General features: G+C 69.3%; 22 protein-coding genes and 1 pseudogene. 19 read left to right on the top strand and 4 right to left on the bottom strand.

What is annotated here, in order from left to right; all coding sequences use genetic code 11:
- Positions 1 to 32 precede the first annotated feature (32 nt).
- Both ACFWVV_RS18245 and ACFWVV_RS18240 read right to left on the bottom strand, forming a co-directional pair.
- Positions 33 to 673, bottom strand: a pseudogene (locus ACFWVV_RS18245) (IS3 family transposase); the annotation flags it as partial.
- A 1366-nt stretch (positions 674 to 2039) separates the two neighbouring features.
- The gene (locus ACFWVV_RS18240) at positions 2040 to 2696 is read right to left on the bottom strand and encodes a hypothetical protein (protein ID WP_384351859.1); all 657 of its coding nucleotides are present in this window, start codon (positions 2694 to 2696) and stop codon (positions 2040 to 2042) included.
- 190 nt (positions 2697 to 2886) lie between these two features.
- On the opposite strand from ACFWVV_RS18240, the gene ACFWVV_RS18235 reads away from it, so the two are divergent.
- From ACFWVV_RS18235 to ACFWVV_RS18185, 11 genes are all read left to right on the top strand, one after another.
- Positions 2887 to 3090 carry a hypothetical protein gene (locus ACFWVV_RS18235; protein WP_384351856.1) on the top strand — a complete coding sequence of 68 codons (204 nt, stop codon included), beginning with the start codon at positions 2887 to 2889 and terminating at the stop codon, positions 3088 to 3090.
- Positions 3091 to 3120: 30 nt separating this feature from the next.
- Positions 3121 to 3642 carry a cation-translocating P-type ATPase C-terminal domain-containing protein gene (locus ACFWVV_RS18230; protein WP_384351853.1) on the top strand — a complete coding sequence of 174 codons (522 nt, stop codon included), beginning with the start codon at positions 3121 to 3123 and terminating at the stop codon, positions 3640 to 3642.
- 477 nt (positions 3643 to 4119) lie between these two features.
- Positions 4120 to 5199 (top strand): IS110 family transposase, encoded by a 1080-nt coding sequence (locus ACFWVV_RS18225; RefSeq protein WP_384351851.1) that lies wholly within the window; start codon positions 4120 to 4122, stop codon positions 5197 to 5199.
- A 382-nt stretch (positions 5200 to 5581) separates the two neighbouring features.
- Positions 5582 to 6883, top strand: a complete 1302-nt coding sequence (locus ACFWVV_RS18220) for an alpha/beta fold hydrolase (protein ID WP_384351848.1) — start codon at positions 5582 to 5584, stop codon at positions 6881 to 6883.
- Positions 6884 to 6920: 37 nt separating this feature from the next.
- Positions 6921 to 7553: an MBL fold metallo-hydrolase gene (locus ACFWVV_RS18215; protein WP_384351911.1), complete on the top strand. Its 633-nt coding sequence runs from the start codon at positions 6921 to 6923 to the stop codon at positions 7551 to 7553.
- Between the two features lie 56 nt (positions 7554 to 7609).
- Positions 7610 to 8389, top strand: coding sequence for an exodeoxyribonuclease III (locus ACFWVV_RS18210; protein ID WP_384351846.1), 780 nt, complete (start codon positions 7610 to 7612; stop codon positions 8387 to 8389).
- Positions 8390 to 8491: 102 nt separating this feature from the next.
- Positions 8492 to 8923 carry a DUF6278 family protein gene (locus ACFWVV_RS18205; RefSeq protein WP_384351843.1) on the top strand — a complete coding sequence of 144 codons (432 nt, stop codon included), beginning with the start codon at positions 8492 to 8494 and terminating at the stop codon, positions 8921 to 8923.
- 234 nt (positions 8924 to 9157) lie between these two features.
- Entirely contained in the window at positions 9158 to 9901 is a 744-nt protein-coding gene (locus ACFWVV_RS18200) for an amino acid ABC transporter ATP-binding protein (RefSeq protein ID WP_384351840.1), read from the top strand.
- 11 nt (positions 9902 to 9912) lie between these two features.
- A complete protein-coding gene (locus ACFWVV_RS18195; protein ID WP_384351837.1) occupies positions 9913 to 10818 on the top strand; it encodes a glutamate ABC transporter substrate-binding protein in 906 nt (301 codons plus the stop codon).
- Positions 10819 to 10835: 17 nt separating this feature from the next.
- Positions 10836 to 11480, top strand: a complete 645-nt coding sequence (locus tag ACFWVV_RS18190) for an amino acid ABC transporter permease (RefSeq protein WP_384351834.1) — start codon at positions 10836 to 10838, stop codon at positions 11478 to 11480.
- The gene (locus ACFWVV_RS18185; protein WP_384351831.1) at positions 11477 to 12349 is read left to right on the top strand and encodes an amino acid ABC transporter permease; all 873 of its coding nucleotides are present in this window, start codon (positions 11477 to 11479) and stop codon (positions 12347 to 12349) included. Before ACFWVV_RS18190 ends, ACFWVV_RS18185 begins: the two co-directional genes overlap by 4 nt.
- A gap of 43 nt (positions 12350 to 12392) precedes the next feature.
- On the opposite strand, the gene ACFWVV_RS18180 is transcribed toward ACFWVV_RS18185, so the two are convergent.
- On the bottom strand, positions 12393 to 14012 hold the full coding sequence (locus ACFWVV_RS18180; protein ID WP_384351828.1) for a CocE/NonD family hydrolase: 1620 nt from the start codon (positions 14010 to 14012) through the stop codon (positions 12393 to 12395).
- A gap of 136 nt (positions 14013 to 14148) precedes the next feature.
- Positions 14149 to 15342, bottom strand: coding sequence for an Ig-like domain-containing protein (locus tag ACFWVV_RS18175; RefSeq protein ID WP_384351825.1), 1194 nt, complete (start codon positions 15340 to 15342; stop codon positions 14149 to 14151).
- A gap of 257 nt (positions 15343 to 15599) precedes the next feature.
- On the opposite strand from ACFWVV_RS18175, the gene ACFWVV_RS18170 reads away from it, so the two are divergent.
- The 8 genes from ACFWVV_RS18170 (at position 15600) to ACFWVV_RS18135 (ending at position 23736) form a co-directional block, all read left to right on the top strand.
- Positions 15600 to 16754, top strand: coding sequence for a nucleoside hydrolase (locus ACFWVV_RS18170; protein WP_384351822.1), 1155 nt, complete (start codon positions 15600 to 15602; stop codon positions 16752 to 16754).
- A gap of 132 nt (positions 16755 to 16886) precedes the next feature.
- Positions 16887 to 18047, top strand: coding sequence for a LacI family DNA-binding transcriptional regulator (locus ACFWVV_RS18165; RefSeq protein ID WP_384351820.1), 1161 nt, complete (start codon positions 16887 to 16889; stop codon positions 18045 to 18047).
- Positions 18037 to 19017 (top strand): ribokinase, encoded by a 981-nt coding sequence (locus ACFWVV_RS18160; protein WP_384351817.1) that lies wholly within the window; start codon positions 18037 to 18039, stop codon positions 19015 to 19017. The genes ACFWVV_RS18165 and ACFWVV_RS18160 overlap by 11 nt, the downstream gene beginning before the upstream one ends.
- Positions 19010 to 19399 (top strand): D-ribose pyranase, encoded by a 390-nt coding sequence (rbsD, locus tag ACFWVV_RS18155; RefSeq protein WP_384351815.1) that lies wholly within the window; start codon positions 19010 to 19012, stop codon positions 19397 to 19399. Before ACFWVV_RS18160 ends, rbsD begins: the two co-directional genes overlap by 8 nt.
- Positions 19400 to 19439: 40 nt before the next feature.
- Positions 19440 to 20432 carry a sugar ABC transporter substrate-binding protein gene (locus tag ACFWVV_RS18150; RefSeq protein WP_384351812.1) on the top strand — a complete coding sequence of 331 codons (993 nt, stop codon included), beginning with the start codon at positions 19440 to 19442 and terminating at the stop codon, positions 20430 to 20432.
- Complete coding sequence (locus tag ACFWVV_RS18145) at positions 20429 to 21994, top strand: sugar ABC transporter ATP-binding protein (protein WP_384351809.1); 1566 nt, start codon at positions 20429 to 20431, stop codon at positions 21992 to 21994. The genes ACFWVV_RS18150 and ACFWVV_RS18145 overlap by 4 nt, the downstream gene beginning before the upstream one ends.
- Positions 21991 to 23025, top strand: a complete 1035-nt coding sequence (locus ACFWVV_RS18140) for an ABC transporter permease (protein WP_384351806.1) — start codon at positions 21991 to 21993, stop codon at positions 23023 to 23025. The genes ACFWVV_RS18145 and ACFWVV_RS18140 overlap by 4 nt, the downstream gene beginning before the upstream one ends.
- Positions 23026 to 23145: 120 nt before the next feature.
- Positions 23146 to 23736, top strand: coding sequence for a hypothetical protein (locus tag ACFWVV_RS18135; RefSeq protein ID WP_384351803.1), 591 nt, complete (start codon positions 23146 to 23148; stop codon positions 23734 to 23736).
- Positions 23737 to 23860: the final 124 nt, after the last annotated feature.

The raw sequence follows: 23860 nt of genomic DNA, 5'->3' as shown, positions 1-23860 counted from the left end.
TGCGGGCTTCGTACTCCCACCGCTGCCAGAACGAACTTGCGGTTGACCAGGTCGTCGGAGGTGACGATGCCACGCAGCTGCTTCACACGCACCGGGCCGGGCAGGCCGTGGATCCCGGCTTGCGTCATGAGTACCGACACAGTCCTGGAGCAGACCTGGATGCCCATGCCCAGGGTGAGTTCGGCGTGGATGCGGCGGTAGCCGTAGGTGCCCCGGGAAGCGACGTGGACCTCCCGGATCAGGCTGGTCAGCCAGTCCCGCCGAAGCTGCCGGGGAGTCCTGGGCGTGCGCTTGTGCTTGTAGTAGTTCTGCCGGGCGACACCAAGAATCCGGCAGCACCGGTCGACCGGTGCCCCGGCATCGACGAGTCGGTCGATCACCGGGTAGAGCCTTTTGGGCGGGGCTTGTCCTCGCCCAGGAACTTCGCCGCCTGGCGGACGATTCCCAGCTCGGTTTCCAGCTCACGGATCCGCCGGCGAGCGGCCCGCAACTCAGCAGACGCACTCGACGGCGTTCCCGCTCGCCGCCCGTTGTCGACGCCGTCCTGCCGCAACCACTTCGACAACGTAACGGGATGGATAGCGAGTTCGACCGCCGTCTGCTTGGCCTGCTTGCCGGCGCGGACCAGCGCGATAGCACGCGCCCGGAACTCCGGAGGATAGGGACGAGGCATGACTGCCAGCCTTCCGTGAAGGACTGCCAGTCAGCCACCAGAACTGGAACCCGGGACAGGGGGGCAGGCCAAGGTGTCACCCGATCGTGCGGCAGACCCATGCCCGCTGTGCGGGTGGGGCACGGGCCGAACCCTTGACCACTACCTGCCCAAGAGAGCATTTCCTGCTCTCTGTGTCGACCCCCTCAATCTCATACCGGCCTGCGGCGACTGCAATCACCGCAAGGGCGAGGTGGCCCCCTCAAGTTCCGAAACCAGCTCCCTCCACCCCTACGTTGACCGCATAGATAACGACTCTTGGCTTCAGGCGCGCATCGTTCATGGCACCCCGACATGGTTGGAGTTCTACGTTGCCCCACCATCATCGTGGGAGCGATGCCTGGCCGCTCGAGTGAAGCACCACTTCGAGTTATTCGATCTGGCACGGCTATACGCCACTCAAGCCAACCGCACCCTCCACGGGATTAAGCGGCTCTTGACCGCAATGCTGGAGGCCGGAGGCAGCAAGGCGGTAACAGCCTATCTCCATGATGAAGCCGATACTCGGTTAATGGACCGGCGTAACGGATGGGAAGGAGTCACCTACCGCACCTTGGCCGAAAGCGATGATTTCTGCGGTGGGGCGTTGACTTACTGAAAATCCATGTCGAGCGATTTGCGGCATCGCGATTATACGAGTGGAGATTGGGCGGTACTGTCGTCAATGACGGGCGGGTTGACCCGGCGTCCGGCCAGTCGCCCCGGAAGGAACGAAGTTCTCCCGATCAGCCACGATGACGACCAGGTGGCCAGCTCTTCATTGCATATGAGCCACACCTAACTGGAAGAACGGGGCCAGCGGATACGCTGACCCCGCTCCGAGGCACACAAGCTCGGTTAGAGCCGACTCTCTCCTTCACTTCGGAAGCCCTCGGGGTCATGAGATCCCGAGGTGATTCGCTCATCCGGCGCGGTCAATGAATCCCGCTCGGTGGCCTCGGCGCTTACGGGCCCACCAAGGTGCCTCCGCCGATCGATAGCGAAGGAAATTCCTTGAAGCGCCAGGCAGCCTACGCCTGCACCCGCAGAGATCCATGTGGCCCAAGCATTCGCATCCATCATCGGTCCTCTTGTCATGTAGGACCGGCACACCACTACGCGGTCAAGCGCCCTCCGCGCTCTCCGCATTGCCGCAGTCGCTTCCGGCCCAAGGTCCTGGGACGAGGAGGGGACGCGCTTGCTGGTGCTCGGGGCACGCAAGGCCCGGCCAGAACCAACTCACCTGGTGGACAGCACGGACGAACAGGGACTGGAACCTCCCGGACCGAGGATTCGTTCCCGTCATCGGACTTGTTGGCGATGGCTTCCCAGAGCACCAGTAGTTCGGTCAAATAGGAAGGCGCGGCACCAAGAATCGCGAGCGCACGCAAGAGGCGAAGAGCTGACTCCGCTTGGCTAAGGGAGATCTCATAAGGTGCGAGAGATCTCCTAGGTCGTCGCGCCCGGCCCGAACCAGAAGCTCCTTTGGCGTCACGGTCTGCAGTTCCGGGAGAGGCATGCCCTGCACAACCTTCAGCACCCACAAGGGAATTTCAGCCTCGGTCAACATCTGCATCCGACGAGGGTGGCGCTGGCTTCGTGCCCTCTGATCAGCTTCGAGCTTTTCGATCTCTGAAGCAGCCCACCACAGTTGCCAAGACACTTCGAGCACCGCACTCGCCAGCATGCAACTGGCAGCAGGATTCCGATCACCGAGAACCAAGAGATCCTCGACGTAGTGCTGGAACCGAGCTGCGTAGTACTCGGGAAGCAAGACGACTACTGATCGAACCAGTTCAGCCCGCTCCCGTGCGCTTACCGACGCGAGAGGGTGCCGTCCTTCCCAGGCTCCCTCGTAGCGAAGGTGGGCGATGTCGTTCCGACCGCGCTTGAGGTTCTCCGCATCAGGGCGGGGAATGGTGGCCATGACCAGCTTGGCCTGACGAGTCGTCAGCGATTCAGTGAGCGTGAAGAATCGCCCGAACTTACGCCCCCAAGCATCCATGGCTTGAGGCTAGCGGATACATCCCTGCTCAGACGTCCGTTCACTCGGTCCAGTCAGAAACTGGACGGAACCGGAAGGCGAGCGCTGCTCTTTGCCGTGGATCGACGCGTTGGTGGTGAGCGTGGGCACCGACGGACGCTCGGCGGACATTGCTTCGGCTGCGTCGCCATGGGCAAATCGGGGAACGGACGTGGCCCGCGAAGCAGCCACGATGGTCCTCACCAACGACAACTTCGCCACCATCGTCTCCGCTGTCTACGCGGGACGACGTGTCTTCGACAACGTCCGCAAGTTCGTGCGCTACATCTTCGCCCACGCCGTCCCTGAAGTCGTCCCCTTCCTCTTCTTCGCGCTCTCCAGAGGCAGCACTCCGCTTCCGCTCGACGTCCTATAGACCCTGGCCATCGATCTCGGCACCGAGACCGTGCCCGCGCTCGCCCTCGGACGCGAACCCGCCGAACCCGGCCTCGTGACCCGCCCGCTCCGCTCCCGTACGGCCGGAGTCATCGACCGGGCCCTCCTCTTCCGTGCCTGGGTTTTCCTCGGGACCCCCTCCGCGATCTTGGCCACGGGCGGATTCCTCCTCACCCTCGATAGGCAGGCTGGCACCTTCGAGGTCCCACGGGCAGCGGCACCGCTCTTCACAGGCATACCTAGAAGCCACAACCGTCACCTTCGTCGCCTGCCAGATCGGCGCGGCAATCGCCGCCCGCACCGATCGCGCCTCCCTGTTCACCGAAGTGGTGAACCGCGCGTGAAGCTTCCTCTTCTTCCGTGTTGTGCCACAGGAACGCACCGAGCGAAGAGAAGAAGTAGCCGCACGTCGGGTGTCCTGGCGGAGGCCGCCGCTGCGGGGCGGCGGCCTCGTGCCCTGTGCCCGCGGCGCCCTGCTGGCACCGCGGGCACTCCCTCCAAGCCGCCGGAGGGATGGGTTACTGGCCTTTAACTCGTGGTGTCGTAGCTGCTGACAGGTCTTCATCCTCGCGGTACGCCGTTGTCATGAGGTATGCGCAGGGTGGCGGTCTGACGGACGAGCGGCGGGAGTTCCTCGAGAGCCTTCGGCTGGTGGCAGCCGCGCGGTTCACCGCCGGCGAGTTTGCGGGTCAGCGTTTAGGGGAGCTGCTCGCCAGCTTGTCCGCGCAGCTCAAGATCTTCCACGGAATTTGGTACGGCGCACCGGGGCGGGCGGGAGGATTGTGGGGTGCTGTCCCGGGTCGGGGTCTGGCTCATGAGATTTCTGATCAGGGTGTCCGGTTCTAGCTTTGCCGGCCGTGGTCGGGGACGGTGCGTTGCTGGTACCGGGCCGGGTGGGCGTGTCTCGATAGGGGCCTGCTGGTCATTCCGGCGTTGTCACAGCTCTGACCGCCCGCGCGGGCCGGTACCGGCAACGTGACGTGGTGTCGTGGCCGGGAGGTGAACGAGTGTGCCTGAGGAGTCCTCCGCTCTGCGTGCCCGCCGACGCTGGCCCACCAGGGAGGTGGTGCTGGGGGTGGACACGCACAGGGATGCCCATGTGGCTGTGGTGCTGTCCCTGGTGGGGGTGGTGATCGGTACTGAGGGGTTCCCGGCGACTGCGGTCGGATACCGTGCTCTGCTGACGTGGGCCCGGGGGCTGGGTGTGGTGCGCAGGGCCGGGGTGGAGGGCACCGGTTCCTTCGGCGCGGCCCTGTCCCGCTACCTCCTGGGCCGGGGCGTGGACGTTTTCGACGTGAATCGGCCCGACCGCACCGATCGCCGTATGCGGGGCAAGTCGGATCCGCTGGATGCGGAAAACGCGGCCCGGGCGGTACTGAGCGGGCAGGCGCGGGCCCGGGCCAAGTCGGGGGACGGGCCGGTGGAGATCGCCCGGATGTACAAACTCGCCAAGACGTCGGCGCTCAAGTCCCGCACCCAGTCGATCAACCAGCTCAAGGCCGTCCTGGTCACCGCCGACCCGCACCTCCGCGAAGCCCTGGCGGGACTGAGCAATGCTGCGCTCTTGCGAACCTGCGCACGACTCGACGGCGACGACAAGGCCGGTGAGGAGACGGTCTTGCAGGCTACTCGGTTGACGCTGTCCCTGCTGGCCCGGCGTATCGCGCAGCTCACCGTGGAGATCCACCACCTGGACCAGCGTCTGGCCCGCCTCGTGGAGCGTCACGCCCCGCAGCTGCTCAAGGTGGTGGGCGTCGGCCCGGACACGGCCGTCACTCTGCTGATCACGGTCGGGGACAACCCGGCGCGGCTGGGCAGCGAGGCGTCCTTCGCCGCGCTGTGCGGCGCCAGCCCCGTTGAGCGTTCCTCGGGCGCCCGGCAGTGCCGCCGGCTCAACCGCGGGGGCGACCGGCAGGCCAATGCCGCCCTGCACCGAATCGTGTTCACCCGGCTGCGCTGGGACCCCCGCACCCAGGAGTACTACCAGCGCCGCCTCAAGGAGGGCAAGACCCGACGCGAAATCATCCGTTGCCTCAAGCGTTACGTCGCCCGAGAGGTCTTCCACCTGCTCCAGCCCGCACAGCCGTAACCCCCGCCGGGGGAACAGCACGATGGGGCCGTCACGATCGCGACGCAGCAGCTTCTGTACCTTCGCCCCGAGGCCCACATGCCCAGGGTGAGGCCACGGCGGCTGGATTTCAGCTGCGGGCCAGTGCCCTTTGGACGTGGCCGGCGGGAGAATGGTGACTGCGACCCTGGCCACGGTCTGACTAGATGGACAGATGATCACGGAGTCTATGCCGAGCTGTGTCGACCGAGGCCAGGGGTGGCACGCTAACGGAAAAGGGCCGGATGGGGGGGCGCCCCGATGCCGGTCGCGCAACTGCACGGCCAGGTGTTCCACCTGGTCAGTGCCGCCCAATCCCCACCCTCGTTATAGGGGCAGCTGTGAGAGATGGCAGCCTGAGCGGGTGACTCAGACGACCGCAGAGACCCTGCAATACCGCTTTGACGGGCCAGAAGACGCTCCGGTGCTCGTCCTGGGCCCCTCCCTCGGTACCACATGGCACATGTGGGACCGGCAGGTACCGGAGCTGTCCCGCACCTGGCGGGTGTTCCGGTTCGATCTGCCGGGGCACGGCGGTGCCCCCGCGGAGCCCGCCTCGTCGGTCGGGGAGCTGACCGCGCGGCTGCTCGGGGTTCTCGACGAGCTGGGCGTCCAGCGGTTCGGGTACGCGGGCTGCTCCATCGGCGGCGCGATAGGCACCGAGCTGGCGCTGCGCCACCCCCACCGGGTGGCCGCCCTGGCGCTGGTGGCGTCCTCGCCCCGGTTCGGCACGGCCGACGAGTTCCGCCAGCGCGGGGTGATCGTGCGGACCAACGGGACGGAACCGATGGCCGCCGCGGCGCCCGGCCGCTGGTTCACCCACGGCTTCGCCGCCGCCCAGCCCGCCATCGTCGAGTGGGCCGTCCAGATGGTCCGCACCACCGACCCCGGCTGCTACATCGCCGCCTGTGAAGCGCTCGCCGCCTTCGACGTACGGCCCGAACTGGGCAGGATCGCCGCCGAGACCCTCGTCGTGGTCGGCGCGGAGGACCAGGTCACCGGGCCCGCCGAGGCCCGCACCCTGGTCGCCGGCATCCCCGACGCCCGCCTCGCGCTGGTCCCCGGCGCCTCCCACCTGGCCCCCGTCGAGCAGCCCGCCGCCGTCACCGACCTCCTGGTACGCCACTTCACCTCCGCCTGGCAGGACTCCAGCACCACTCTCCTCGCGCCCGTCCCGCCACTGCCGACCCCCGTTCCGGCCCCCGCTCCCGTGCCGGAGGCAGTGGCTCCGGTGGATGCGGCGCCCCAGCCGGAGGCCGCGCCCGCGCACCTGCCGCCCGGCCGCCCCGACCCGTACGACGCAGGCCTCAAGGTCCGCCGCGAAGTCCTCGGCGAGGGGTACGTCGACGAGGCGCTGAGCGGCGCCGACGAGCTGACCGGGGACTTCCAGGAGCTCCTCACCCGCTATACCTGGGGCGAGATCTGGACCAGGGACGGCCTCGACCGGCGCACCCGCAGCGTCATCGCGCTCACCGCCCTCGTCGCCCAGGGGCACCAGGAATCCCTCGCCACCCATCTGCGGGCCGCCCTGCGCAACGGGCTCACCCCCGCCGAGATCCGCGAGGTGCTGCTCCAGAACGCCGTGTACTGCGGCGTCCCGGCCGCGCACGCCGCCTTTGCGACCGCCCAGGAAGTGATCCGACAGGAGACCACCCCCCAGCCGTAGCAGGATGGACACCATGAGCAGCAACGACCCGAGCAGCATCGCGCTGACCAAGAAGTCGCACGCCTGCGTCCGCCTGGAGAAGGAAGGGCGCACCCTCGTCCTGGACCCGGGCTCCTTCAGCGAGGCCGACGCCGCGCTCGGCGCCGACGCGATCCTGATCACGCACGAGCACCCCGACCACTTCAGCGAACAGCACCTGCGCGCCGCCCTGGAGGCCGGCCCGGCCACCGAGATCTGGACGCTGCGCAGCGTCGCCGAGAAGATCTCCGCCGCGTTCCCCGGCCGGGTGCACACCGTCGGGCACGGCGACACCTTCAGCGCGGCCGGCTTCGACGTACAGGTGCACGGCGAACTGCACGCCGTCATCCACCCGGACCTGCCGCGCATCACCAACGTCGGCTTCCTTCTCGACGGGAGCGTCTTCCACCCCGGTGACGCGCTCACCGTCCCCGACCACCCCGTCGAGACCCTCCTCGTGCCGGTGATGGCCCCCTGGAGCAAGGTGTCCGAGGTGATCGACTACGTCCGTGAGGTCAAGCCGGTGCGCGCCTACGACATCCACGACGCCCTGCTCACCGACCTGGCGCTGCCGGTGTACGGCCAGCACCTCGGCAACCTCGGCGGCACCACCCACCGCCACCTCGCCCCGGGCGACACCGCACGGCTCTGAGCTGGTCGTACGCCGAGGACACCCCGACTGTCAGACCCGACGAGTAGGTTGAACACATGCGCATCGCCACCTGGAACGTCAATTCGATCACCGCCCGTCTGCCCCGGCTGCTGGCCTGGCTGGAGAGCACCGGCACGGACGTCCTGTGCGTCCAGGAGACCAAGTCGACGGCCGAGCAGTTCCCCGCCGCCCCCCTGCGCGAACTCGGCTACGAATCCGCGGTCGTCGCCGACGGCCGGTGGAACGGCGTGGCGCTGATCTCCCGGATCGGCCTGGAGGACGTGGTCCAGGGCCTGCCGGGCGGCCCGGTGTACGGCGGGGTGCAGGAGCCGCGTGCCGTCTCCGCCACCTGCGGCCCGCTCCGGCTGTGGTCGGTGTACGTGCCGAACGGCCGCGAGGTGGCCCACGACCACTACACGTACAAGCTCGCCTGGTTCGATGCGCTGAAGGCCGCGGTCGCCGAAGACGCGGCGGGAGCACGGCCGTTCGCCGTTCTGGGTGATTTCAACGTCGCCCCGACCGACACGGACGTCTGGGACCCGGCACTCTTCGAGGGCGCCACCCACGTCACGCCGCAGGAGCGCGCCGCGCTGGCGGCACTGCGCGAGACCGGCCTGAGCGACGTGTTCCCCCGCGCCCTCAAGTACGACCACCCCTTCACCTTCTGGGACTACCGCGAGCTCGGCTTCCCGAAGAACAAGGGCATGCGCATCGACCTGGTCTACGGCAACAAGCCGTTCACCGAGGCCGTCAGCGACTCCTACGTCGACCGCGAGGAGCGCAAGGGCAAGGGTGCGTCCGACCACGCCCCGGTGGTGGTCGACCTCGATCTGTGAGGCCACGGGCGCCTTCCGGGACTCCGCGCGGGGCCCCGGGGGGCCGGTCAACCCCCGCGCGCCTGTGGTGTGCAGGCCCATGTGGGTGCGAACCTGAGCGGTATGAATTTCTTGGACACCTGGCGCAAGCGCCTCGGCCCACACGGCGCGGCGGTGGACATGTCCCGCGACGCCGATCAGGCGGGCATCGCCGCGCTCCTCGCCGAGTGCGAGCTGCTCCGTGTCCGAGCGGCCCAGCAGGGACTCGAACTGGACGACAGCCCCGCCTCGTTGGCGGCCCTGGACCAGCTCCCGCCGCGCTGGCGCGACGACCCGGAAGAGATGCCCTGGCTGGGCAACGACGCGGGCCTCTACCTGGGCACCGTCATCGTGCGCACCGTCCCCGGCGCGCACTGGCACCTGTGGCCCAGCGGAACGCCCGCCGTGGTGCTGGCCTCCGGCCGTGACATCGACGTGGTCGGGGCCGGCCTGGACTGGGCGGCGAGCGGAGCCCCGGAACTCTGCCAGGTGTACGCGGAAGCCGCCGAGGTCTAGTCCTCGCCGCGGGGCCTGCACGCGCCGACCGCAGAGCCTGCGCGGGCCACTCCCGGAGCTGCGCGCGCCGACCGCGGGCCCCCGGGTACCGGTGCGCGTCAACCCCGCGCGTCAACCGCGTAAATACGGCTAATGCCTGGCTTGCCCCTCTTGCGCGTGTCGAGCGTGAAGTCCCTTTCCCGGCTGGATAGTTTGCGCTGACCTCGACACAGCTGAGAGTGGGTAGGGCAGCGTATGGCCGTCGATCCGTTGATCGAGCTGGTGGGCGTCAACAAGCACTACGGAAAGTTGCACGTCCTCCAGGACATCGACCTCACTGTCGGCCGCGGGGAGGTGGTGGTGGTCATCGGCCCGTCCGGCTCGGGCAAGTCAACGCTCTGCCGGACGATGAACCGACTGGAGACGATCGAGTCGGGCAGCATCCGCATCGACGGAAAGCCCCTTCCCGAAGAGGGCAAGGCGCTCGCCCGGCTGCGCGCCGAGGTCGGGATGGTGTTCCAGTCCTTCAACCTCTTCGCGCACAAGACCGTACTGGCGAACGTCTCGCTCGCGCAGACCAAGGTCCGCGGCCGGAAGAAGGAGGACGCCGACCGGCGCTCGCGGGAACTCCTGGAGCGGGTCGGACTCACCGGGCACGCCGACAAGTTCCCCGCGCAGATGTCCGGCGGACAGCAGCAGCGCGTGGCCATCGCCCGCGCGCTCGCCATGGACCCCAAGGTCCTCCTCTTCGACGAGCCGACCTCGGCCCTCGACCCGGAGATGATCAACGAGGTCCTGGAGGTCATGCAGCAACTCGCCGCCGAGGGCATGACGATGGTCGTGGTCACCCACGAGATGGGCTTCGCCCGGTCCGCCGCCAACCGCGTCGTCTTCATGGCGGACGGCCGCATCGTCGAGGACCGCACCCCCGAGGACTTCTTCATCCGACCGGAGAGCGACCGCGCCAAGGACTTCCTCTCCAAGATCCTCAAGCACTGAGGGGGCGGACCATGCTGCGTACGAAGACCACCCTGGCCGCCCTCGCGCTGGCCGTCCTCGCCGTCGCCTGCGGCAAGGAGGGCAGCCCGCCGGTCAAGGGCCCCAGCCCCGATCAGCTCCCGGACTACAAGGTCGCCGCAGGCTTCGCCCTGCCCGCTTCCCCCACCTGGCAGAAGGCCAAACGGCGCGGCCGGCTGGTCGTCGGTGCCAAGGAGGACCAGCCCTACATGGGCGAGAAGGACCCGGCGAGCGGGCGCTACTCCGGCTTCGACATCGAGATCGCCAAAATGGTCTCGGCCTCGCTCGGCTTCACCCCCGGCTCCGTCCAGTTCCGCACGATCGCCTCCGCGAACCGCGAGACCGCCCTGCAGAACGGACAGATCGACTACTACGTCGGCACCTACACCATCAACGACAAGCGCAAGAAGCTCGTCGGATTCGCCGGCCCCTACTACATGGCCGGGCAGTCCCTGCTCGTACGCACCGACGAGAAGGACATCAACGGGCCGCAGGACCTGGACGGCAAGCGCGTTTGTTCCGCCGCGGGATCCACCCCGTTCCAGCGCATGCAGGAGAAGTACCCGCGGGCCGACCTGGTCGCCTACGACACCTACTCGGTCTGCGTCGACAACCTGCTCACCTTCCAGGTCGACGCCGTCACCACCGACGACACGATCCTGATGGGGTACGCCGCCAAGGTCCCCGACGAGATGAAGGTCGTCGGCACCCCCTTCTCGAAGGAGCCCTACGGCATCGGCGTCCCGCGCGGCGACACCGCACTCAGGTTCGCCATTGACGACGCGCTCGAAGCACGCGAGAGAGACGGCGACTGGCAGAAGGCGTACGACGTCACGCTCGGGCTCTCCGGCCGCAAGGCCACTCCCGCGCCGCCCATCGACCGCTACCCGGCGAGCTGAGGGACCGGAGAACCCACATGAACGTACTCACCGAGAACTTCTCCCTCTACGGCAAGGGCTTCCTCGGCACCGTCGAACTCACCGTCTACGCCTCCGTGCTGGCCCTCGTCCTCGGCTTCGTCATGGCCTCCTGCCGGGTCTCGCCGGTCGGCTCCTTCCGGGCGCTCGGCACCGCCTGGGTGACGGTGCTGCGCAACACCCCGCTCACCCTGCTGTTCTTCGCGGTGCTGCTCGGGCTGCCGCGCTTCGGCCTGCTGCTGCCCTTCCAGATCTTCGCGGTGCTCGCACTCGGCTGCTACACCTCCGCGTTCATCTGCGAAGCGCTGCGCTCGGGCATCAACACGGTGCCGCTGGGACAGGGCGAGGCGGCCCGCAGCCTCGGCATGACGTTCGGCCAGACGCTGTCCACTGTCGTCCTGCCGCAGGCGTTCCGCTCCGTGATCCCGCCCGTCGGCTCCACCCTGATCGCACTCGCCAAGAACTCCGCGATCGCCGGGGCCTTCTCCGTCACCGAGCTCCTCGGCACCTACAAGACCCTCAACGAGCTGGGGTACAGCGTCATCTGGTCCTTCGTCTGGATCGCGCTGGGCTACCTGATCATCACCCTCACCATCAGCGCGCTCTTCCACGTGCTGGAGACGCGCTGGGGAGTCGCCCGATGAGCCGCGCCCTGTCCACCCGGTCCACCGCCCTCTACGACATCCCGGGCCCCAAGACCCAGCAGCGCCACCTGATGTACGGGATCGCCTCGACGGTCCTGCTGCTCGGTGCGGTCGGCTGGATCGTGTACCTGCTGTTCCACACCGACCAGTTCACGGCGGCAAAATGGACCCCCTTCCAGTACAAGGGCATCCAGGAACTCCTGCTTCACGGACTTGCCAACACGCTCAAGGCGTTCGCGTACGCGGCGGTGCTCTCGCTCGTGCTCGGGACGGTCCTGGCGATGGGCCGCCTGTCCGAGCACCGCCCGCTGCGGTGGGTGGCCGGGCTGTGCGTGGAGTTCTTCCGTGCCATGCCCGTACTGGTGATGATCTTCTTCATCTTCGTGGCGCTGAAGGTCCAGCCGCTGCCCGCGCTGGTGGCCGGGCTGACGCTCTACAACGGCTCGGTCCTCGCGGAGATCTTCCGTACCGGAGTGAACTCCGTGGACCGCGGCCAGCGGGAGGCGGCGTACGCGCTCGGCATGCGCAAGACGCAGGTCATGACGCACGTACTGGTGCCGCAGGCGGTCCGGGCGATGCTGCCGACCATCATCAGCCAGCTGGTGGTCGCGCTGAAGGACACCTCCCTCGGCTATCTGATCACCTATGAGGAGTTTCTCCATGCAGGAAAGCTCATCGCGTCCAATCTCGACTACGATTTGCCCTTCATCCCCGTAGTGCTGGTGATCTCGCCGATCTACATCGGGATGTGCATGCTGCTCTCCTGGTTCGCCAACTGGATGGCCAGGCGCCAGCGGCGCAATCCCAAGACGGAGGCCGTGGACATCGGTCCGGCCGAGGCGGGGACGCTGCTGCCGAACAGGGGGTAGCTCGACACAGAGGAGCGGGAACCCGTCCGGCAGCAGCCGGGGATCACTTGCCCCGAAGCGGTACCGACAGATAACTCGGGTCGGCCGCCAAGGACGAGAAGGTCAGCTGCGCGCCGGACGGGTTGTGCTCGATGTAGAGCGGATCGACGGTGTCGACCACCAGGGCGAGCCGGTGGCCGGCCGGGACGTCGTAGGCCGTGGAGTTCAGCTCCAGGTCCACGCCGAACGGCCGTCCGGGCTGCTGCCCGTGGAAGGTGTACGGCGCGTTGCTGACCAGCTTGCCGACGCCGAGCGGCCCCACGTCGTAGAGGTACGCGACGAGGGTGCCGCTCTCCTTGGTGCTGGTGACCTGTGTGTGCATTCTGGCGGTGCCGCGGATGTGCTGGGGCGTGCTGTAGCGCTCCGACTGCCAGACCGAGGCGTAGGAGCGCGGCAGCAGCGGGATCGACGCCATCGGCGGCAGCTTCACGAACTGGTCGAGCAGGTTGGACAGCAGGAGCAGGCCGCCGTTGGCACCCGAGTCGACGTTCGCGCTGATCTTCTTCGTACCGTCCAGGGCGATCTTCCGCTGCGTGGCGCCGACCGACTTCCAGTCCGGGTAGCCCTCGTAGCCGCCGCCGGTACGGGACTTGAGCTGGACGGGCTGCTCTCGGTCGATGCCGTTGTCGGCGCCCTTGAGGTAGCGGTCGAACCAGCGGTGGGCGTTGGTCCAGACGTCGTTGGGCAGGCCGAGCAGGCCGGTGGCCTCGGCGGTGGCGTGGTCCCCGGGCCGGAACTCCAGGCGCTTGGGACCGGTGAGCTTCTCGTAGAACTTCGCGTACTGGTGGGGCGGGAAGAGGGTGTCGCCCCAGGCGTTGCCCAGCATCAGGGCCGCGCCGTTCTTGTTGATCTCGTTCAGGAACGTGTCGGGGGAGCGCTTCCTGCCCCACTCGATCATGTCCTGTTCCTTGGCCAGGTTGGAGCCGAGGAAGTCCTTGAGGATTTGCTGGAGTTCGGGTCCCGGGCGGCCGGTGAGCTGTCCCGCGGCGCCGAGCATGCCGGCGGCCTGGAGGTGCTGGGTGCGGCCGCCGTAGATGGAATCGATGAGGTTCGCCCAGCCGCTCATCGCGACGACGGCCTTGATGCGCTTGTCGTGCCCCGAGGCGAGCAGGCTGATGCCGGCGCCGTAACTGACGCCCGCCATACCGATCCTGTCCGCGTCTGCCGGGGTGCGGGCGAGCGCCCAGTCGATGACGGCGGACACGTCGGCGGTGTCCGCGGGGCCCGCGACCTCGATCTGGCCGCCGGACAGCCAGAAGCCGCGCGAGGTGTAACTCACCACCACATAGCCGGAGTCGGCGAGCTTCTTGGCCTGGGCGACGTACTCGATCTGCGGCATGGCCCAGCTCGTCGGGAGCACGATCACCGGGAACTTCTGCCCTGCCTGCGCGCCGGACGGGGTGAAGACGTTGCCCTTGAGGGTGATGCCGCCCGAGCCGGGGATGTCGTAGAACTTCAGGCCGCTCGCGGAGGCGGCCTGCCCCGCCTCCTGCGCGGGCGTGGCGGTCGCGGGTGCGGCCGTATGGAAGGTTCCTGCGAGCAGGGCTGCGGAGAGGGTGCCGACCGCGGCCGCCCGCAGGGGCCGGACGCCCTGCGGGGTGGGGGTGGTGCGCGGGTGTCCCATGAATCGCTCCTCGGTGCGCCGGTGCAAAGTGACCCGACGGTAACCGCAAGGGCTTACCTGGGGTAACTGGCCGGTAAGTTACGCGAGGGTAACGATTGGTCGCAGGGGCACCCGCGAGGGTGCTTTCGTGCCGGAATCAGCCCTTCAGGGCGCTCTTGGACTGCCACTCGGCCCAGGAGACGTTCCAGTTGCCGTAGCCGTTGTTGAGTGCCTGGGTGCCCTTGGCGTCGTCGCCCGTGACCTCGAAGGGGTCGCCGACCTGGACCTGGTCGTAGATCCACTTGGCGTCGGCGTCGCTCATGCCGACACATCCTGAGCTCTTGTTCGCGGTGCCGAAGTAGCCCTTGTTCCACGGGGCGGCGTGCGCGTACATGCCCGACCAGGTCATCCGCATCGAGTAGTCGACCATCTTGTCGTACGCGTCGCCCAGGCCGACGGTCTCGGAGCGCATGTTGATGGTGCCCTCCTTCGACATCAGGACCGTCTTGCCGCGCCAGGAGGCCTTCTTGCCACCCGGGGTGCCCGCGGACATGGGCACGTCCTTGAGCTGCGCGCCGTCGCGGAACAGCTTGAGGCGGTGGTTGTCCAGGTCGACCTTGACGACCTGGTTCTTCCCGATGGTGAAATCCGTCCGGTAGTCGCGGACGAACCAGCCGCCGCCCTTGCCGGAGTCGGTTCCGTTCAGCCCCGCTTCGAGGGAGACCTTGGTGCCGGGCTTCCAGTACTCCTTGGGGCGCCAGTCGACCCGGTCCTTGCCGGAGTAGTCCATCATCCAGCCCCAGGAGCCCTCGGTGTTGTTCGAGGTGGTGACCTTGAGCTGCTTCTCCACCGCGGCGCGGTTCTTCACCGGGTTGTCGAAGACGATCGACAGCGGGTGGGCGATGCCGACGGTGGTGCCCTTGCCGGGGGCCATGGTCAGCTTGTTGACCTTGTCCGCGGCGGCCGTGCGGAATGCGGACTTGGCCGCGGTCAGCCCCGCGGCCTTCGCCTCGACCGTGTAGCTGGTGCCGGGGGCGGTGGTGCGCGTGGAGGTCCAGGACTTGCCGTCGGCGGATATCTGGCCGGTCAGCGTGCCGCCCTTGGTGTCCATGACCGAGACGCTGTCCAGCTTGTCCCCTTCGGTCAGGGTGACCTTGACCGGCTCGCCCGCCTTGGCCTGCTCGCCCGTGGCACTCACCGAGACCTTGGTCGCGGCGCGGGCCTCCGCCGCCGCGGAACCGGAACCCTTGCCGGAGCCGCCACAGGCGGTCAGAGCTGCCGCGGCCAGCACCGCGGTGCCGGTGAGGGCGGCGGAACGGAGCCGCGGGCGTGGGCGGCGTATACGGGTCAACTGAAAAACCTCCGTGGGTGGTGCGCGAATGGGTCCCTGTCTGTCCTCTCTCCAGGAGGTAATCCGGAAGGTCCCGGTTGCACCAAATGGAGGTACCGCTTTGTGACAAGTCCCGCACCGGACAAGGACCAAGGTCCCGGGAGGAAGGTCTTTGGGCCCCTTGCGCCGCAACGGTCCCGATGGGTTGCCGTTGACCGGATTGCTTCTCATAATCGCGCGGTCCACGCACCCCCTTTCTCTCCTGTCGGAGGACTCCTGTGCGCAAGAGAACGATCGGCCCGCTGCTCGCCGCCGTCCTGCTCGTCCCCTCGGTCGCGGCCTCGTCGCCCACCGCCGTGTCCGCCGCCCCCGCGCGGACCGCCGCCCAGGCTCCCGCCGGCCTCGTGGCCGGGGACGGCGGCCGCAAGGTCATCCTCGACGCCGACATGGGCGAGCTGAACGACGACGCCGTCACCATGTTCATGCTGGCCAAGGCCCGGGGCGTCGACTTCCTCGGCGTCACGGTGGTCAGCGGCAACACCTGGGTCGAGGAGGGCACCGCCTACGCCCTGCGTCAGCTGGAACTGATCGGACGCACCGACATCCCGGTGGTCGCGGGGGCCGGCGAGCCACTGATGCCCGGCCGGCAGGAGCGGCTGGACGCGGAGAACGCGCTGTACGGCAAGGCGCCGTGGGCCGGGGCCTTCGACTCCCGGCGCCCGCCGTCGTACGACAAGCTGGCCAGGCCCCCGTACGGCGGCTACCCGAGGACCGCACCGAAGAAGGACACGGCCGCCGCCGACTTCATCGTCGAGCAGGTCAGGCGCCACCCGCACCAGGTGACCGTCTTCGCCGACGGGCCCGCCACCAACCTCGCGCTCGCCGTGCGCACCCACCCCGAGATCGTGCCGCTGATCAAGGAAGTCATCTACATGGGCGGCGCCTTCGACAAACCCGGGAACATCACCCCGGCCGCCGAATTCAACTGGTGGTTCGACCCCGAATCGGCGCGGATCGCGCTGCGCACCCCCTTCCGCAGGCAGACGATCGTGCCGGACGACGCCGCCCAGCACGTGATCTACGGCAAGAAGGAGTACGACCGGATCGTCGCCGGGAAGCAGACCCCGATCAAAAAGATGTTCAAGGACCTGCAGGGCCCCGAGTTCGAGAAGAACCCGCAGGCCACCCACCTCCTCTGGGACGCGATCACCGCCGCCGTCTTCCTCGACCCGGCCGTCGCGAAGCGGACCGAGGTGCGTTACGTCGACGTGGACGCCAACTTCGGCGCGAACTACGGACGTTCACTGGGCTACCCGCTCGCCGAGTTCGACGCGCCCCGCAACCCGAAGGGCACCCGCAAGGCCGGAATCGTCCTCGACGTGGACGCCGAACGGTTCTGGAACCTCTACATCGGGCTGCTGCGCAGCGCATAGCCGTCGACGCACACCCCTTGCGGTTGCGCGGGTTGCTTCTCATAATCCGCCGCAACACGAGTTGCCAACTCGTGTTGCGGCAGTCGGGGTTTCCGTACTGCGGAAAAGGCACGCACGGAACTCGGGGCCGGGATGGCAACGCGCCAGGACGTCGCACAGCTCGCGGGCACCTCGCCCTCGGTCGTCAGCTACGTGCTCAACAACGGACCGCGCTCGGTCGCCCCCGCCACCCGCGAGCGCGTCCTGGCCGCCGTCCACCAACTCGGCTACCGGCCCAACGCCGTCGCCCGCTCGCTGCGGATGAGCCAGACGATGACCCTGGGGCTGGTGGTGCCGGACGCCGCGAACCCCTTCTTCGCCGAGCTGGCCCGCTCGCTGGAGGACCACGCCTGGGCCGCCGGGTACACCCTCCTGGTCGGCAACAGCGGCGACGACCCCGACCGCGAAGCCGGATACATCCGCACCTTCGTGGACCGGCAGGTCGACGGCCTCGTCCTGATCCCCTCCCGCGGCGACCTGCCCTGGCGCGCCGAACTCGCCCGCTCCGGTGTTCCCGGCCTGGTCTTCGACCGCGAACTCGACGGTGTGGCCACCAGCTACGTCCTGGTCGACAACGCCGCCGGGGCCCGCACCGCCACCGAACACCTCCTGGCGCACGGCCGCCGCCGGGTCGGCTGCATCGCGGGCCCGCTCGGCATCCACCCCACCGTCGACCGCGTCGTCGGCTGGCGCACGGCGCTGGAGCAGGCGGGGCTGCGGGCCGGCAGCGGGTCGGGCGGCCGCACGGGCTGGGAAGCCGTACCGGACGCGGCACCCCTGCTGCACGGCTCCTTCGGGCGGCTCGACGGGTACCGGTCCGGGCTCGCGCTGCTCTCGCGGGACCGCTCGGTGGACGCCCTGTTCGTCACCTCCGACGAACAGGCGGCCGGCGTGCTGCGGGCGGCCACGGAACTCGGCATCCGGGTGCCCGACGACCTCGCCCTGGTGTCCTTCGACGGCATCGCGGCAGGCGCCTACACCTCTCCGGCCCTGTCCACCATGGGCCAGCCGTACGAGGAGCTGGGACGGGTGGCGGTACGCCGGCTGCTGGAGCGGATGAAGGACCCGGACCTGCCGCCGACCAGGGACGTCCTGCCGGTGACCCTGCTGGCCCGCGGCTCCTGCGGCTGCCCGGACCCGGCGGGCGGCGAGGCGCCGGACCCCCGTACGACGACACCCCTGGCGGCTCCCGCCCTCGCGCCCCCCACCTCGTACCGCATCCCGGAAAGAACGGTGATACCCCGTGAGCAGTGAGCGACTGGTCGTGGTCGGCAGTCTGAACATGGACCTGTCGGTCACCGTGCCCAGACTGCCGCGGCCGGGTGAGACCGTGTGCGGCGCCGACGTCGTGCGCGGCGCGGGCGGCAAGGGCGCCAACCAGGCCGTCGCCGCCGCCCGGCTCGGCGCCGAGGTACGCATGATCGGCCTGCTCGGCGACGACGCGCTCGGCGGCGAACTGCGCGAACGGCTCGCACAGGAGGGCGTGGACGACGGGGGAGTGGCCCAACTCCCAGGCGTGGCAAGCGGACTGGCGCTCATCGTCGTCCAGCAGGACGGCGAGAACACCATCACCCTCTCACCGGGCGCCAACCACCACCTCGACGTACCCGCCCTGGACACCCTCACCGGCGGCATCGTCGCCGGCCCCGCCGACACCCTGCTCCTCCAGCTCGAAGTGCCCCTGCCGACCGTCACCGCCGCGGCCCGTGCGGCCCGCGGGTCCGGTGCGCTGACGGTGCTCAACGCGGCCCCGCTGCCCCCTTCCGCCCGGCCGGACCTGGACGATCTGCTGCGCTGTGTCGACGTCCTCGTGGTCAACGAGACGGAAGCCGCCGGTCTGCTCGCGCCCGCCCACGGCGACTGGGCGGCGCACGCCACGGCCCTGCGGGCCCTGGGCCCCGGCACCGTCGTCGTCACCCTCGGCGCGGACGGAGCGGTCGCCGCGGGCCCCGAGGGTGCTTGTACGGAGCGGGGGTTCGCGGTCGACGCCGTCGACACGGTCGGCGCGGGCGACGCCTTCTGCGCCCAGCTCGCCCTCTCCCTGGGCGCCGGTACGCCGCTGCCCGACGCGGTCCGCCGCGCCTGCGCGGCCGGCGCGCTGGCCACCACCCGCCCCGGCGCCCAGAGTTCGCTGCCCTCCGCCACCGAGGTCGACGCACTGCTCGCCGACTCCACCGACGTGCCCCCGCAGACACCCACGACGAACGAGGTGCACCATGCGTAACGACGGCCTCTGGCACCCCAGGTTGCTGGAGATCATCACCTCCCTCGGCCACGGTGACCTGCTGGTCGTCGCGGACCCGGGGCTGCCCGTGCCGCCCGGGGTGGAGACCGTCGACCTGGTGTGGCGGCGCGACGATCCCCCCTTCCTGCCCGTACTCGAAGCGGTGCTCGACGAACTCGTGGTGGAACACGCCACCGTCGCCCACGAGGCAGCCGACCCCGGCCTGCTGATGATCTTCGAACAGCAGTTCGCGGGCACCCCCCTCGACCGGGTGCCGCACGCCCGGCTCAAGAAGCTGACCCGGCGGGCCCGCGCGATCGTGCGGACCGGGGAGAGCACGCCGTACGCGAACGTCGTACTGCGCGCGGGCGTCCCCTTCTGACCGAGTGCTCGACCCACCGCACACGGAAGGCAGTTCCCCGATGAACCGCAAGCAGCTCTCCCGCGCCGCCGCATCCGCCACCGCCCTCCTGCTGGCCACCGCCCTGACCGGCTGCGGCCAGGAGGGCGGTTCGGGGGGCGGGGCGTCCGCCAAGCCCAAGAACGGCAAGCCGGTCGTCTGCCTGGTCATGAAGTCGCTCGGCAACGAGTTCTTCCAGACCATGCAGAAGGGCGCCGAGGCGCATGCCAAGAAGCTCGGCACGCTGGAGCTGAAGTCCAGCGGCATCCAGAACGAGACCGACATCGACGGCCAGGTCGCCGCCATCAACCGCTGCATCACCGAACAGGCCGACGCCCTGGTGCTGGCCCCGGCGGACTCCAGGGCGCTGGTCGCCCCGCTCGGACGCGCCGCCAAGGCGGGCATCAAGCTCGTCAACATCGACGTCAAGCTGGATGACGGCGCACTGAAGTCGGCCGGCCTGAACGTGCCCTTCGTCGGCCCCGACAACGCCGAGGGCGCCCGGCTCTCCGGCGAGGTCCTCGCCAAGAAGCTGGGCAGGGGCGGCAAGGTCGTCATCCTGGAGGGCAACCCCGGCGCGGCCAACGCCACCCAGCGCAAGGAGGGCTTCCAGAAGGCCGCCACCGACGGCGGACTCAAGGTCGTGGAGTCCAAGACCGCGCACTGGGAGACCGACGAGGCGTACACCGTCCTGTCGAACCTGCTCACCGCGCACCCCGACATCCAGGGCGTGCTGTCCTCCAACGACTCGATGACCCTCGGCGCGGTGAAGGCGATCGGCGCCGCGGGCAAGAAGGGAAAGATCCCGGTCGCCTCGTTCGACAACATCGCGGCCGTGGCACCCCACCTCAAGGACGGCAGCGTCGTCGCCACCGTCGACCAGTTCGCCGCCCAGCAGGCCGCCGACGGCATCGACGTGGCACTGAAGGCGATCAAGGGCGAGAAGTCCCAGGCCTGGGTGAAGACCGACGTCGAGGTCGTCACGGCGGCGGACGCGGGCACAGCGGGCCGATGACCATGGACGACCCGAACACCACGCGCGCGGCCGACGGCGGATACGTCCTCGAGGCCGCCGGGATCAGCAAGGCATTCCCCGGCGTCAAGGCACTGGACGGCGTCCAGCTCCAGTTGCGCCCCGGCGAGGTGCACGCCCTGCTCGGCGAGAACGGCGCGGGCAAATCCACCCTCGTGCGCATCCTGGCCGGCATCCAGCCCCCCGACGCGGGGGAGATGCGGCTCGGCGGGAAGACGTACGCGCCCAAGGACGTGGCAGCGGCGATGCGCGCCGGAGTCCAGGTCGTCCACCAGGAACTCAACCTGCTGCCCCAGCTGACCGTCGCCGAGAACCTCTTCTTCCAGCACCTGCCCCGCCGGTTCGGGATCGTCGACCGCCGCACCCTCAACCGGCGGGCGGCCGAACTCCTCGACGAGGTCGGGCTCGACGTCGCCCCGGGCACCAGGGTGGAGCGGCTCGGCATCGCCCAGATGCAGCTCCTGGAGATCGCCCGGACCCTGTGGCAGGACTGCCGGGTCCTGGTGATGGACGAACCGACCGCCACCCTCACCGCCCGCGAGACCGAACGGCTCTTCGCGGTGATGCGCCGGCTCACCGCACGCGGCACCGCCATCCTCTACATCTCGCACCACCTGGCGGAGGTGTTCGAGATCGGCGACCGGATGACCGTCTTCCGCAACGGCGGCCATGTCGTCACCAAGGACCTCGCGGGCACCGACACCGCCGAGGTGATCCGCCTGATGGTCGGCCGTGACCTCGCCCAGGAGTACCCGCCGTACGTGGCACGGCGTCCGGGCCCCGAACTGATCAGGGCCGACCGGCTCCACCCGCGCGGCGGCAGCCCCCTCTCCTTCGCCCTGCACAGCGGCGAGGTCGTCGGGGTCGCGGGCCTGGTCGGCTCCGGCCGCACCGAGACCGTCCGCGCACTGTTCGGCGCGGACCCGCACGACGGCGGGCAGGTCTACGTCAAGGGCGAGCCGGTCCGCATCCGCACCCCCAGGGACGCGGTGCGCCACGGCATCAGCCTGCTCACGGAGGACCGCAAGGGCCAGGGTCTCGTCCTCGACATGCCGGTCGCGGCGAACATCACCCTCGCCGCGACCCGCAGGATCTCGCGCGGCGGACTGCTCAGGCGCGCCGAGGAGGACCGGTACGCCCACGAGGCGGTGCGGGGGCTCGGAGTGCGGACCCCGGGAATCCGCACCGCGGTGCGCACCCTCTCCGGCGGCAACCAGCAGAAGGTCGTCCTCGGCCGCTGGCTGCTCGCGGGAACGGACGTCCTGGTCGTCGACGAACCCACCCGGGGCATCGACGTCGGTGCCCGCTACGAGATCCACCAGCAGCTGACCGGCCTCGCGGGCGACGGCAAGGCGCTTCTGGTGGTCTCCTCCGACCTGCCCGAACTCATGGGCATCTGCGACCGGATCCTGGTCTTCTCACGCGGCCGGATCGCCGGCGAGGTGGCCCGCGCCGACTTCGACAGCTCCCGCATCCTCGCCCTGGCCTACTCGGGGTACGTCGCCGACACCCCCGCTTCCAAGAACGGTGAGCCCACCTCATGACCCCACCGACTCCCGCCGCCAAGGTTCCTGCCGCACCCCGCCGCACCGCACGCACCCTCAGCCGGCAGGTGATGGGCGAGGCGGGCATCGGGATCGCGCTGCTGGCCCTCGTCCTGATCTTCACGCTGGCCGCGCCCAAGTTCGCGACCTCCGAGAACCTCACCAACATCGCCACCGAGATCACCCTCAACACCATGCTCGCGGTGGGCATGACCTTCGTCATCCTGGTCGGCGGCATCGACCTCTCCGTCGGTTCGGTGATGGCGCTCTCGGCGGTGGTCTCCGGCGAGATCCTCACCACCACCTCCCTCGCCACCCCGGTCGCCGTACTGCTCGCGGTCGTGGTCGCCGCACTCGTCGGCATGGCCTGCGGGTTCGTCAACGGCTTCGTGTCGGAGAAATGGCGGGTGCCGTCCTTCATCGTCACGCTCGGCATGCTGAACGTGGCGCGCGGCGCGGCCCTTGAGTACACCGGCGCCCAGACGCGGTACGACTTCCCGCCCGGCTTCAGCCACTTCGGCACCTCCACCCTGCTGGGTATCCCCTCCCTCTTCTGGATCGCGCTCCTCATGGTCGTGGTCGGCCACTTCGTGCTCACCCGCACCGTGTTCGGCCGGCTCGTCTTCGCGATCGGCTCCAACGAGGAGGCGGTACGGCTCTCCGGGCACCGTACGAGCATCGTGAAGGTGTCGGTGTTCGTCATCGCCGGATTCGCCGTGGGCATCGCAGCCGTCACCTACATGGCACGGCTGAACATCGCCAGCCCGATCGTCGGCAGCGGCTACGAGCTCTCCGCCATCGCGGCCGTCGTCATCGGCGGCGCCTCGCTCTCCGGCGGCAAGGGCTCGATGATCGGCACTCTGCTCGGCGCTTGCCTGCTCGGCGTCCTCACCAACGGACTGCTCCTGCTCGGGGTCTCCGACTTCCAGCGGCAGATGATCACCGGAGCGGTCATCATGATCGCCGTCGTCGTCGACCACTACCGGGGCAGGCTGGCGGCCAGGATGCCGGAGAGGGCGGTGGCGGGCTGAACCCGCAGGCCCGGGGCGAACCCGCAGGCCCGGGGCGCGACGTGGCCGGAACCTGTGGCGGACCCGGCCGGCCGCCGTCCGGTACTGGTGCTCGGGCCGCACAGCACCGAAGCTCTCACCATGAGGCATGAACAGGATCCGCGGGGCCCGCAGGACGGGACGGACGCGGCGGTCACCCGCATCGAGCTGCCGCTGAGACGGGTACTGGTGGCCCTGCCGGTCGCCGCGGTGGTGGTCACCGTGCTGTGGGGTTACACCATCGCCGCCGTCCTCGAAGGACCGGACCCGGCGCTCTCCGCCACCCTGATGTCCGCGCTCGGCTCGCTGCTCCTCTTCGTCGCCGTGACGTACGTGGGGTACGCGGTCCGGCCGCTGAGCATCGCCGCCGGGCCGAGCGGCCTGTCGGTGCGGCTGCCGCTCTACCCCGAACGCACGCTCCCCTGGGACGACGTGCTGTCGGTGCGGGCGATGGGAGTGCGCGGCGCCCAGTTCGTCGTCGTCGAGGCCCGCGAGTCCGCGGGCTCGCTGCCGTACGTCTGCCGGCCAAGGGCCGCGTACCGCAGGCTCTCCCTGATGACCGGGACCGCCATGCAGGTCAAGGAGGGACTGTGCTTCGAACGGCAGGTCTTCGAACTGGTGCCGGAGGACGTGCTCGGGATGGTCAGGTCGTACGCCCCCGCGCGGCTTCAGGTGGTGGACCAGCGGCGCTGAGCCCGGCCCGGACGCAGGCGGGCGCGGCGTCCGTGGGCCTGCCCCTCCACCGGGATCGCGGTCTTGCCCCGGGGCGGGCGGCCGCGCCACCTTGGGACACGGCGTCACCCGCCGGTGGCGTACG

It is taken from the genome of Streptomyces sp. NPDC058663, from assembly GCF_042716745.1.
GTDB lineage: Bacteria > Actinomycetota > Actinomycetes > Streptomycetales > Streptomycetaceae > Streptomyces.
The sequence above is the reverse complement of the archived record's forward strand: the minus strand, read 5'-3'. Positions and strand labels throughout refer to the sequence as shown.